Origin of the sequence: Burkholderia sp. Bp9031, from assembly GCF_003857965.1 — a bacterium.
GTDB lineage: Bacteria > Pseudomonadota > Gammaproteobacteria > Burkholderiales > Burkholderiaceae > Burkholderia > Burkholderia ambifaria_A.
In genome coordinates, this window is sequence record NZ_QTPW01000041.1 from 42502 (window position 1) to 53861 (window position 11360).

Here is an 11360-nt window from a genome sequence, read left to right on the forward strand (position 1 = left end):
GCGCGGCCGGCATGGCTGGCCGCCGCTGGGTATTCGCCGTTCTGCTTCCGTCCCGCGGCTCTCGGCTCTCGGCTCTCGGCTCTCGGCCTTCCGCCCTTCCGCCTTCCGCCTTCCCGCCTTCCCGCCTTCCCGCCTTCCCGCCTTCCCGCCTTCCCGCCTTCCCGCCTTCCCGCCTTCCCGCCTCAGCCTCAGCCTCAGCCTCAGCCTCTACCACCGCGCCGCCGCGTCCCTTCAGCCCGCCGCGGCGCATGCACCAGCAACGTGCATCGCGTCACGAAATCTTCATTCAATTCTCTGCACGCGCTGCCGTTAAAGTCGGGCGTCCCATCGTCTCTGCCGTCCTCGTCAATGCCCGCGCCCCATCCCGATTCGTCCGCCGCCCCCACCACGCGCCTGATCGCGGAGCGCGCGCTCGCCGCCGTGTTCCAACCGATCGTCGACCTCGGATCCGGCACGGTCGTCGGTTACGAAGGCCTGATCCGCGGCCCGCGCGGCACCGATCTCGAGCCGCCGGCCGCGCTGTTCGCGCAGGCCGCCCGCGACGGCACGACCGTCGCGCTCGAACAGGCGGCCGCGCTCACGTGCCTCGACGCGTTCGCGGCACTCGGCTGCGACGGCAAGCTGTTCCTCAACTTCAGCGCGGGCACGATCGAGCAACTCGCGCGCGAACGCGAGCGCGCGCGGCAGCTGCTCGGCCGCGCACGGGTCGGCGCCGAGCGCATCGTGATCGAGCTGACCGAGCAGACCGCGATACCGGACATCGCGCGCATCGAGCCGGCAGTCGCGTCGCTGCGCGACGCGGGCATCCAGTTCGCGCTCGACGACTACGGCACCGCGAACGCGAGCATGAACCTGTGGCTGCGCCTGCATCCGGACGTCGTGAAGATCGACCGCTTCTTCATCCACGACATCGCCCGCGACCCGCTCAAGTTCGAGGCGGTCAGGGCGATGCAGCACTTCGCGCAGGCGAGCGGTGCGCAGCTGATCGCGGAAGGCATCGAGAACGCGTGCGACCTGATGGTCGTGCGCGACATGGGCATCTGCTGCGTGCAGGGCTTCCTGCTCGGCCGGCCGAACGCGCATCCGCCGCGGGTCGTCGCGCCGGCCGCGCGCGACGCGATCCGCACCCCGCACATCGCGGTGTTCCCGGGCGCCACGCGCACCGTGCGGCCGGCCGGCACGATCGCGGCGAAGATGCTGGTCCCGGCGCCCGCGCTGCCGCGCGATGCGAGCAGCAACGACGTGCTGGACCTGTTCAACCGGATGCCGGGCCTGCACGCGGTCGCGCTCGTCGAACGCGGGCGGCCGGTCGCGCTCGTGAACCGGCGCGGCTTCATGGACCGCTTCGCACTGCCGTACCACCGCGAGGTGTTCGGCAAGAAGCCGTGCCTGCAATTCGCGAACGACGCGCCGCTGATGATCGACAACGCGACGACGGTCGAACAGCTCGCGATGCTGCTCGCAAGCCATGACCAGCGTTATCTCGCGGATGGTTTCGTGATCACCGAACACGGCCGCTACGTCGGGCTCGGCACCGGCGAGAGTCTCGTGCGCGCGGTGACCGAAGTGCGCATCGAGGCCGCGCGTTACGCGAATCCGCTGACCTTCCTGCCCGGCAACATCCCGATCAGCGCGCACATCGACCGCCTGCTGGAGCGCGACGCCGGTTTCCACGCGTGCTACGTCGACCTGAACCAGTTCAAGCCGTTCAACGACCAGTACGGCTACTGGCAGGGCGACGAAGTGCTGAAGTTCGCGGCCACCGTGCTGGCCGGCGTGTGCGATCCGCAGCGTGACTTCCTCGGGCACGTCGGCGGCGACGATTTCCTCGTGCTGTTCCAGCGCGACGACTGGCGCACGCGTGCGGCCGACGCGATCGCGCGCTTCAACGACGGCGCGCAGCGCTTCTACACGCAGGCCGACCGGCTGGCGGGCGGGCTGCGCGGCGAGGACCGCCACGGCAACCCCGCGTTCTTTGGTTTCGTGACGATGGCGATCGGCGCGGTTGGCGTGCCGGCCGGTGCGAACGGCGCGATGCGCTACGGCAGCGACGAGATCGCGTCGGTTGCGGCGCTCGCGAAACGGCGCGCGAAACAGCAGCCGGGCGGGCTCGCGGTCGTCGATCTCGACGCGGGCCGCGCGGCGCTGCGGGAGCGCGGCGAGCCGCCGCACGCGGCGGCGGGCTGAACGGCGGGCGGCAACCGACCGCAGGCAGGCTGCCTGCAGCAGACGGGCCGTCGGCTGCCCGAACAGCATCGACGGTGCGGCCCTTCCCGCGCCCCTGGCGCCCCGATCGACGGTGACGGACTGTCGAGCGTCCGCCCTTTGCGTCGAACATCCGGCCCGCCCATGTGACGCGCCGCCTTCCGAGCCCCCTTTCCGCGCGATCACCTTGCCTTTTCCGCGATTTGTTTAGTATTTTTAGTAACGGCGTTTTCGCAGATTAGCGCGTAAAAAACCCATTATTTCCGGGTATTCCCCGGCTATCCAGCCCTAATTAGGTACGGCGTTTTACTATACAATCGCCGTCACCCTAAACAAATCGGATCCCGAACGATGGGCACCACCATTCGCGACGTTGCGCGGGCGGCAGAGGTCTCGATCGGCACCGTCTCCCGCGCGCTGAAAAACCAGCCGGGCCTGTCCGAAGCCACGCGCGCGCGCATCGTCGAAATCGCGCAGCGGCTCGGCTACGACCCGGCCCAGTTGCGTCCGCGCATCCGCCGGCTTACCTTCCTGCTGCATCGCCAGCACAACCGCTTTCCCGCCAGCCCGTTCTTCTCGCACGTGCTGCACGGCGTCGAGGACGCGTGCCGCGAGCGCGGCATCGTGCCGACGCTGCTCACGGTCGGCCCGAACGACGACGTGCTGCGCCAGATGCGCCCGCACGCCCCCGACGCGATCGCGGTGGCCGGCTTCATCGAGCCCGAGACGATCGAGGCGCTCGCCGCGACCGGCCGCCCGCTCGTGCTGATCGACCTGTGGGCGCCCGGCCTGCGCTCGGTGAACATCGACAACGCGACGGGCGCGGCGCTCGCGATGCGCCATCTACTCGCCACCGGCCGCTCGCGGATCGCGTTCATCGGCGGATCGGCCGCGCACTACAGCATCGCGCAGCGCGCGATCGGCTACCGGCGCGCGTTCTTCGAGGCCGGGCGGCTGTTCGATCCTGCGTACGAAGTGACGATCGACGCCGGGCTCGACCCCGACACCGGCGCCGCGCGCGCGATGCAGCAGCTGCTCGATGCGCCGGGCCCGCGCCCCGACGCCGTGTTCGCGTACAACGACGCCGCCGCGCTGGCCGCGCAGCGCGTGTGCATCGCGCGTGGCGTGCGGATTCCGGAGGAGATCGCGATCGTCGGCTTCGACGACATCCCCGCCGCCGCGCACGCGAACCCGCCACTCACGACGCTCGCCGTCGACAAGGAAGCGCTCGGCCGCCGCGGCGTCGAACTGCTGCTCGCGGAAGCGCCCGAGCACACCGAGATCTCCCTGCCCGTCGAGCTGATCGTGCGGGCCAGCAGCCAGCCCGCCGGCTCGCCGGCATTCGATACCGCCACGGTCACCGAATCATGAACATGCCCCCGGTCCAATCACGCACGGCCACGCCGGCCAACCACGCGCAAGCGGCACCGTTCGTCGCGAGCTTCCGCGATCCGTCGTTCCTGCTGTCGCACATCGAGGACACGCTGCGCTTCTACGCGACGAACGCGTTCGACCCGACGGGCGGCTTCTACCACTACTTCCGCGACGACGGCAGCATCTACAACCGCACGTCGCGGCACCTGGTCAGCAGCTGCCGGTTCGTCTTCAACTACGCGATGGCGTACCGGCATTTCGGCGATCCGCGTCATCTCGACCATGCACGCCACGGGCTGCGCTTCCTGCGCGACGCGCACTGGGATGAAGCGCTGCAGGGCTACGACTGGGAACTCGACTGGCGCGACGGCGCAAAACGCGCGACGCTCGACGGCACGCGCCATTGCTACGGGCTTGCGTTCGTGCTGCTGGCCGCCGCGCATGCGACGATGGCCGGCATCGACGAAGCACGCGCGCTGATCGCGTCGACCTACGAGCTCGCGGAGCACCGCTTCTGGGATGCGGCCGCGGGCCTCTACGCGGACGACGCGACGCCGAACTGGAACGTGTCGTCGTACCGCGGCCAGAACGCGAACATGCACATGACGGAGGCGCTGCTCGCGGCCTACGAGGCGACCGGCCACCTCACCTACCTCGACCGCGCGGAGAAGCTCGCGACCCACGTCACGCAGCGCCAGGCCGCGCTGTCGGGCGGCCTCGTGTGGGAGCACTACCATGCGGACTGGTCGATCGACTGGGATTACAACAAGGAAGACAGCTCGAACATCTTCCGTCCGTGGGGCTTCCAGCCCGGCCATCAGACCGAATGGGCGAAGCTGCTGCTGATCCTGGAGCGGCACCGCCCGCTCGACTGGCTCGCGCCGCGCGCGGCCGAGCTGTTCGACGCGGCGCTCACGCACGCGTGGGACGCCGATCACGGCGGCCTCTGCTACGGCTTCGGCCCCGACTTCACGATCTGCGACCACAACAAGTATTTCTGGGTGCAGGCGGAAACCTTCGCGGCGGCCGCGATGCTCGGCGCGCGCACCGGCAGCGAGCGCTTCTGGGACTGGTACGACGAGATCTGGCGCTACAGCTGGGCGCATTTCGTCGATCACCGCTACGGCGCGTGGTACCGGATCCTCACCTGCGACAACCGCAAGTACAGCGACGAGAAGAGCCCGGCCGGCAAGACCGACTATCACACGATGGGCGCGTGCTACGACGTGCTCGCGACCCTCGCGCGCGCGGCGCGCAGCGAGCCGACGCAATGAGCGGCGGCATGTTTCCGGCATTCGTGTCGGCGGGCGACATCCTGACCGACATGGTGCGCGTGGGCGACGCGCAGTGGACGTCGGTGCCGGGCGGCGCCGGCTGGAACGTCGCGCGCGCGGTTGCGCGGCTCGGCATGCCGAGCGCGCTCGCGGGCGCGATCGGCGAAGACTGCTTCTCCGACGTGCTGTGGCGCACCAGCGATGCGGCCGGGCTCGATCTGCGCTTCCTGCAGCGCGTGCCGCGTGCGCCGCTGCTCGCGATCGTCCACGAGACGCGGCCGCCTGCGTACTTCTTCATCGGCGATGCGAGCGCGGATCTCGCGTTCGACCCGGCGCGGCTGCCGGCCGGCTGGGCCGAACACGTGAAATGGGCGCACTTCGGCTGTATCAGCCTCGTGCGCGAACCGCTCGCGGGCACGCTCGTCGCACTCGCGGCCGAGCTGCACGCGCGCGGCGTGAAGATCAGCTTCGATCCGAACTACCGGAACCTGATGACGGCCGCGTACCAGCCGACGCTCGCGAAGATGGCCGGCCTCGCCGACCTGATCAAGGTATCCGACGAGGACCTGCGTCACCTGTTCGGCGGCGACGGCCCCGACGCGATCGCCGCGGTGCGCGCGCTGAATCCGCGCACGGCCGTATTCGTCACGCGCGGCGCGCAGGCAGCGACGCTCTACGCGGACGGCGACGTGCTCGAGGCGAGCCCGCCGCGCGTCGAGGTGGTCGACACCGTCGGCGCGGGCGACGCGTCGATCGGCGGCATGCTGTTCAGCCTGATGGCCGCGCCGCAACGGTCGTGGCGCGAACATCTGGCGTTCGCGCTCGCGGCGGGCGCCGCGGCATGCCGGCATACGGGCGCGCATGCGCCGACGCTCGACGAGGTCGTCGCGCTGCTCGAATGGTGACGGCATGATGACGGCGCGCTGATCGGTCGCCGATTAGCGGCGCTGTACATGCTGCGCCGCAGTGCTACGATGAAGTGTCCTATTGCGGGAGAGGCACGATGGACACGAACACGTTCACGAAAGGCATCTACACGGCCAAGGCGCATACGCAGCACGCCGCCAACGGGCAGTTCCAGGGCTACGTGATCCTCGCCCGGGACGATGGCGACGATACGGAGAACGTGCGCTACGACGTCCACACGACGAGCCCGAGCGAGGAAGAGGCGTTCGACGAAGCGAAGGCGCTCGCGCACCGGATCCTCGGCGAAATCGAACTGTAGTGCGCCGGGCCATCACGCACGCGCCGCATTCGCGGCTCAGAGCAGCCGCGCCACCATCGACACCAGCATCGTCAGCACCAGCGTCGACATGAACGGGAACGGGTAGCGCCGTCCGCCGAGCGTCAGCGTGACGTCGCCCGGCATCCGTCCGATGCCGAACTTGCCGAGCCACGGCCAGCAGCGCGTCAGGATCATCACCGCGACGAACGACGCCATCAGCCAGCGCAGCATCCCGGCCCCCGTCAGAGCGCGTGCGAGCGGTCGCCGCGCGCGAACGCGTCGAGCGTGCCGTCGATCCCGCGCGAGAACGCGATCACCTTGAACAGCTCGCCCATCTCGGCTTCCGAGATCAGCTTCTGCACCGCGTTCGCGGCCGGCAGGAACTGGTGGATGTCGGACGGATCGATCGCGGCCAGCGCGTCGGTGATGCCCGCGTTCAGCAGGAAGCGCGCCTGCGACGTGTAGCCGAGCAGGTCCGCTCCGGTGGCGACGCCCGCGTCGTAGATGCCGGTGAATTCGACGTGCGCGGTAATGTCCTGCAGCCCCGGGTACAGGAATGCGTCGTCGTGCGCGTGGTGCCGGTAGTGGCACATGAGCGTGCCGCGGTCGCGCTGCGGATGGTAGTACTCGTGCGCGGGAAAGCCGTAGTCGACGAGCAGCACCGCGCCGCGCGAGAGCATCGTGCATACGGTGCGCGTGAACGCCAGCGCGGCTTCATGCGTCTCGGTCACGTAGCCGTCGTCGACCTCGAGCGTCGCGAGCACCGGCGGCAGGCCTGCCGCGCCGGCGGGCCGGTCGTCGAACACGAACGCGTGCTGCGCGTCGAGCGCGACGCCGCGCTCGAGCCACGCGCCGTCCGCCTTCGCGAAGAGGCGCACCGGCATCGCGTCGAGCACCTCGTTGCCGACCACGACGCCGTCGAAGCGCTCGGGCAGCGCGTCGAGCCAGCGCACCTTGCCGGCGAGCGCCGGCGCGGCGGCCGCGATCGTGTCGCGCTGCCGTTCGCGCAGTTCGCCGGACAGGTCGACGATCAGGTATTCGTCGAGCTCGACGCCGAGCGCATCGAGCGCCGCGAGCAGCCCGGCCGCGAGCTTGCCCGTGCCCGCGCCGAATTCCATCACGCGGCGCGTGCCGCTCGCCGCGAGCGCGTCGGCGACGGGATTCGCGAGCGTCTGCGCGAACAGCGGCGACAGCTCCGGGGCCGTCACGAAGTCGCTGCCGTCGTCGGCGCGGCGCCCGAACTTGCGCGCGCCGCCGCTGTAATAGCCGAGGCCGGGCGCGTACAGCGCGCGCTCCATGAAGCGGTCGAACGGCAGCCAGCCGCCCGCCGCCGCGATCTCGTCGCGCAATTGCGCGGCAAGGGTTTCGGACTGCGCAAGCGCGTCAGGGCCGGGAGCAGGTAAACTAGCGGGTTCGTGAGCTTTCGGGTTCATCCCGGCATTGTAAATGACCGTTTCAGCCGATACGTCGCCCCCGCGCATCGCGCTCGTCGCAGGCGCGCTGGGCAGCGCTTCCGACGCCGCGTCGCTCGGTCGTGCGCTCGCGACCGGATTCGCGCAGCGCGGCTGGGACGTCGCGCTGCAGCGCAGCCCCGGCGCGCCGCGCGCGGCCGCCGACGCGCTCGTCGCCGAAGTCGCCGCACGGGGCCGCCGCGCAGCCGTGCTCGATGCCGATCTGGCCCTGGAAGCCGACGCTGCCGCGCTCGTCGCCGCGTGCGTCGAGGCACTCGGCCGGCCCACTTGCGTGGTGTTCGTCAGCGCATGCGCGGGCACCGACGACGCGCACACGGTTGACGGCGCATCGCTCGCCGGCGCACTCGCGCGCAACGTGACGGCGCCGCTCGCGCTGGCCCGCGCGCTCGCCGATGCGACGCCCGACGCCGCGCGCGGCAACGAATCGCTGCGCGCGTGCGCGATCCACGTACTGGATCAGGCCCTGTTTCACCCGGCGCCCGCGCAGTTGTCGCACGCGCTGATGCAGGCCGCGCTGAACCGCGCGACCTCGGCGTTGGCGCTGGCGCTCGCGCCGAAGGTGCGCGTCGCGGCGCTCGTGCGCGGCCACGCGGCGCACGCGAACGACATCGCGGCGGCGGCCTGCTATCTCGCGAGCGCGCCCGGCGTGACGGGCGCGACGCTGACCGTCGACGGCGGCGAGCACCTGGTGCCACCCGCCGCCGGCCCGAATGAATGAACCGCGCGAGCGCGCGGCCTGATGCCGCCGCCCGCGCCGCTTTGCGTGCGCGCACGCCAATTTGACTGGAACGACCATGTTTTCCGCTCTCCTGCACCCCCGCCTCGCGGACTGCCGCAGGCTCTACCTGCGCGACTACGAGGTGCACATCAACATCGGGGCCTTCGAACACGAGAAGCGCGGCGAGCAGCGCGTCGTCATCAACGTCGACCTGTTCGTGCCGCTCGCGCTGTCCACCCCCGTCGACGACCGGCTGCATGAAGTCGTCGACTACGACCTGATGAAGCAGAGCGTCGCGCAGAGCGTGGCGCGCGGCCACATCCACCTGCAGGAAACGCTGTGCGACGCGATCGCCGCGCACCTGCTGGCGCACGACGCCGTGCGCGCGGTACGCGTCTGTACCGAGAAACCGGACGCCTATCCGGACTGCGATGCCGTCGGCGTCGAAGTCTTTCGCATCAAGGACGAGGCATGAACGCCCCCCACATGAACGACACGACGGCCGACGCGGCCGCCATCGAAGCCACCGCCGCCGACACCGGCCGCCGCGCGCTGACGCGCCGCGAGCAGAAGGAAGCGTACGAGAACAACAAGCTGTTCAAGCGGATCGTGCGCCAGGTCGGCCAGGCGATCGGCGACTACAACATGATCGAGCAGGGCGACAAGGTGATGGTGTGCCTGTCGGGCGGCAAGGACAGCTACGCGATGCTCGACGTGCTGCTGCGCCTGCGCGAGCGCGCGCCGATCGACTTCGACATCGTCGCGGTCAACCTCGACCAGAAGCAGCCGGGCTTTCCGGAGCACGTGCTGCCCGAGTACCTGACGCAGGTCGGCGTGCCGTTCCACATCGAGAACCAGGACACCTACAGCATCGTCAAGCGGCTCGTGCCCGAGGGCAAGACGACCTGCTCGCTGTGCTCGCGGCTGCGCCGCGGGATCCTGTACCGCGTGGCCGGCGAGCTCGGTGCGACCAAGATCGCGCTCGGCCACCACCGCGACGACATCCTGCAGACGCTGCTGCTCAACATGTTCTACGGCGGCAAGCTGAAGGGGATGCCGCCGAAGCTGCAGTCGGACGACGGCAGGAACGTCGTGATCCGCCCGCTCGCGTACGTGAAGGAAACCGATCTCGAGAAATACGCGGCGCTGCGCGAATTCCCGATCATCCCGTGCAACCTGTGCGGCAGCCAGCCGAACCTGAAGCGCGCGGAAATGAAGGCGCTGATCCGCGAATGGGACAAGCGCTTCCCGGGCCGCGTCGACAACATGTTCAGCGCGCTCGCGAACGTCGTGCCGTCGCACCTGATGGATACGACCCAGTTCCCGTTCGCGTCGCTGCGCGCGACCGGCGTTGCCGATCCGCAGGGCGACATCGCGTTCGACGAGGAGCCGTGCGCGTCCGGCGACGACACCGCCGCACCGGGCGCCGCCAAACCGATCTCGATCGTCCAGTTCGACGACCTGTAAGCAGGGCCAGAACACTCGCCGGCGCGGGGCGCAAGCCCCCTTTTCCGGCGCTGTCGCCCCGCCGCGACAGGCCCGGAACGCCAGGGGCCGCATGCTAAAATGATCGGCTACGAACTCCTCTGACAAGCTCGCCATGAATATCGTGATTTTGGCGGCAGGCACCGGCAAGCGCATGCGTTCCGCGCTGCCGAAAGTGCTCCATCCCCTGGCCGGCAGGCCGCTCCTCTCCCACGTCATCGCCACCGCGCGCACGCTGCAGCCGTCGCGGCTCGTCGTCGTCGTCGGTCATGGCGCCGAGCAGGTCCAGGCCGCCGTCGCCGCGCCCGACGTCCAGTTCGCGGTGCAGGCCGAACAGCTCGGCACCGGTCATGCGGTGCGCCAGGCGCTGCCGCTGCTCGATCCCGCGCAACCGACGCTGGTGCTGTACGGCGACGTGCCGCTCACCCGCGCATCGACGCTGCAGCGTCTCGTCGACGCCGCACGCGAAGGCCGCTACGGGATTCTGACCGTCACGCTCGACGATCCGACCGGTTACGGCCGCATCGTGCGCGACGCATCCGGCTTCGTCACGCGCATCGTCGAGCAGAAGGACGCGTCGCCCGAGCAGCTGAAGATCGCCGAGATCAACACCGGCATCATCGTCACGCCCACGGCGCAGCTGTCGATGTGGCTCGGCGCGCTGAAGAACGAGAACGCGCAGGGCGAGTACTACCTGACCGACGTCGTCGAGCTCGCGATCGAGGCCGGCTTCGAGATCGTCACGTCGCAGCCCGACGAAGACTGGGAAACGCTCGGCGTGAACAGCAAGGCGCAGCTCGCGGAGCTCGAGCGCATCCATCAGCGCAACGTCGCCGATGCGCTGCTCGTCGACGGCGTCACACTCGCCGATCCGGCGCGCCTCGACGTGCGCGGCACGCTGCGCTGCGGCCGCGACGTGTCGATCGACGTGAACTGCGTGTTCGAAGGCAACGTGACGCTCGCCGACAACGTGACGATCGGCGCGAACTGCGTGATCCGCAATGCGTCGATCGGCACCGGCACGCGCATCGACGCCTTCACGCACATCGACGGCGCCGAGCTCGGCGCGCACACCGTGATCGGCCCGTACGCACGGCTGCGCCCGGGCGCGCAGCTCGCGGACGAAGCGCACGTCGGCAACTTCGTCGAGGTGAAGAACGCGGTGATCGGCCACGGCTCGAAGGCGAACCACCTGACGTACATCGGCGACGCCGACATCGGCGCGCGCGTGAACATCGGTGCGGGCACGATCACCTGCAACTACGACGGCGCGAACAAGTTCCGCACCGTGATCGAGGACGACGTGTTCGTCGGTTCGGATACGCAGCTCGTCGCGCCGGTGCGCGTCGGCCGCGGCGTGACGATCGCGGCCGGCACGACGATCTGGAAGGACGTCGCCGAGGGCGTCCTCGCATTGAACGAGAAGACGCAGACCGCGAAAAGCGGCTACGTCCGCCCGGTCAAGAAGAAGAGCTGAACCCTTTTGCGGGCGCCCGGACGGCGCCCGCGTCGACTTACAGGATTGACCATTCATGTGCGGCATTGTCGGCGCAGTTGCGCAGCGTAATATCGTTCCGGTGCTGATCGAAGGATTGCGGCGCCTCGAA

Annotated in this window: 11 protein-coding genes; 9 read left to right on the plus strand and 2 right to left on the minus strand. The window is 69.7% G+C overall.

Translation table 11 applies throughout. The features are described from left to right. Window positions 1-348: 348 nt before the first annotated feature. The 5 genes from DIE15_RS33055 (at window position 349) to DIE15_RS33075 (ending at window position 6078) form a co-directional block, all read left to right on the plus strand. Window positions 349-2187, plus strand: a complete 1839-nt coding sequence (locus tag DIE15_RS33055) for a phosphodiesterase (protein ID WP_057928620.1) — start codon at window positions 349-351, stop codon at window positions 2185-2187. Window positions 2188-2556: 369 nt separating this feature from the next. Further along, entirely contained in the window at window positions 2557-3576 is a 1020-nt protein-coding gene (locus DIE15_RS33060) for a LacI family DNA-binding transcriptional regulator (protein WP_057928621.1), read from the plus strand. Further along, window positions 3573-4853, plus strand: coding sequence for an AGE family epimerase/isomerase (locus DIE15_RS33065; protein WP_057928622.1), 1281 nt, complete (start codon window positions 3573-3575; stop codon window positions 4851-4853). Before DIE15_RS33060 ends, DIE15_RS33065 begins: the two co-directional genes overlap by 4 nt. Next, on the plus strand, window positions 4850-5758 hold the full coding sequence (locus tag DIE15_RS33070) for a carbohydrate kinase (protein ID WP_124835501.1): 909 nt from the start codon (window positions 4850-4852) through the stop codon (window positions 5756-5758). Before DIE15_RS33065 ends, DIE15_RS33070 begins: the two co-directional genes overlap by 4 nt. Before the next feature lie 98 nt (window positions 5759-5856). Further along, window positions 5857-6078, plus strand: a complete 222-nt coding sequence (locus tag DIE15_RS33075; RefSeq protein ID WP_057928624.1) for a hypothetical protein — start codon at window positions 5857-5859, stop codon at window positions 6076-6078. A gap of 36 nt (window positions 6079-6114) precedes the next feature. On the opposite strand, the gene DIE15_RS33080 is transcribed toward DIE15_RS33075, so the two are convergent. After that, the gene (locus DIE15_RS33080; protein WP_057928625.1) at window positions 6115-6309 is read right to left on the minus strand and encodes a DUF2905 domain-containing protein; all 195 of its coding nucleotides are present in this window, start codon (window positions 6307-6309) and stop codon (window positions 6115-6117) included. 11 nt (window positions 6310-6320) lie between these two features. Further along, window positions 6321-7511, minus strand: coding sequence for a class I SAM-dependent methyltransferase (locus DIE15_RS33085; protein WP_124835502.1), 1191 nt, complete (start codon window positions 7509-7511; stop codon window positions 6321-6323). A 13-nt stretch (window positions 7512-7524) separates the two neighbouring features. Here DIE15_RS33085 and DIE15_RS33090 point away from each other — a divergent pair, with 13 nt between their 5' ends. The 4 genes from DIE15_RS33090 (at window position 7525) to glmU (ending at window position 11230) form a co-directional block, all read left to right on the plus strand. Continuing rightward, window positions 7525-8268, plus strand: a complete 744-nt coding sequence (locus tag DIE15_RS33090; protein ID WP_057928627.1) for an SDR family oxidoreductase — start codon at window positions 7525-7527, stop codon at window positions 8266-8268. A 76-nt stretch (window positions 8269-8344) separates the two neighbouring features. Next, complete coding sequence (locus tag DIE15_RS33095) at window positions 8345-8743, plus strand: dihydroneopterin aldolase (RefSeq protein ID WP_057928628.1); 399 nt, start codon at window positions 8345-8347, stop codon at window positions 8741-8743. Beyond that, a complete protein-coding gene (gene ttcA, locus DIE15_RS33100; protein WP_124835503.1) occupies window positions 8740-9735 on the plus strand; it encodes a tRNA 2-thiocytidine(32) synthetase TtcA in 996 nt (331 codons plus the stop codon). Before DIE15_RS33095 ends, ttcA begins: the two co-directional genes overlap by 4 nt. Before the next feature lie 133 nt (window positions 9736-9868). Further along, window positions 9869-11230 carry a bifunctional UDP-N-acetylglucosamine diphosphorylase/glucosamine-1-phosphate N-acetyltransferase GlmU gene (gene glmU, locus DIE15_RS33105; protein WP_057928630.1) on the plus strand — a complete coding sequence of 454 codons (1362 nt, stop codon included), beginning with the start codon at window positions 9869-9871 and terminating at the stop codon, window positions 11228-11230. Window positions 11231-11360 lie beyond the last annotated feature (130 nt).

Bases quoted from the DNA above. Each gene is read 5' to 3' on its own strand.
- DIE15_RS33055 (WP_057928620.1), top strand. From the start codon at position 349: ATGCCCGCGCCCCATCCCGATTCGTCCGCCGCCCCCACCACGCGCCTG.
- DIE15_RS33060 (WP_057928621.1), top strand. From the start codon at position 2,557: ATGGGCACCACCATTCGCGACGTTGCGCGGGCGGCAGAGGTCTCGATC.
- DIE15_RS33065 (WP_057928622.1), top strand. From the start codon at position 3,573: ATGAACATGCCCCCGGTCCAATCACGCACGGCCACGCCGGCCAACCAC.
- DIE15_RS33070 (WP_124835501.1), top strand. From the start codon at position 4,850: ATGAGCGGCGGCATGTTTCCGGCATTCGTGTCGGCGGGCGACATCCTG.
- DIE15_RS33075 (WP_057928624.1), top strand. From the start codon at position 5,857: ATGGACACGAACACGTTCACGAAAGGCATCTACACGGCCAAGGCGCAT.
- DIE15_RS33080 (WP_057928625.1), bottom strand. From the start codon at position 6,309: ATGCTGCGCTGGCTGATGGCGTCGTTCGTCGCGGTGATGATCCTGACG.
- DIE15_RS33085 (WP_124835502.1), bottom strand. From the start codon at position 7,511: ATGAACCCGAAAGCTCACGAACCCGCTAGTTTACCTGCTCCCGGCCCT.
- DIE15_RS33090 (WP_057928627.1), top strand. From the start codon at position 7,525: ATGACCGTTTCAGCCGATACGTCGCCCCCGCGCATCGCGCTCGTCGCA.
- DIE15_RS33095 (WP_057928628.1), top strand. From the start codon at position 8,345: ATGTTTTCCGCTCTCCTGCACCCCCGCCTCGCGGACTGCCGCAGGCTC.
- ttcA (WP_124835503.1), top strand. From the start codon at position 8,740: ATGAACGCCCCCCACATGAACGACACGACGGCCGACGCGGCCGCCATC.
- glmU (WP_057928630.1), top strand. From the start codon at position 9,869: ATGAATATCGTGATTTTGGCGGCAGGCACCGGCAAGCGCATGCGTTCC.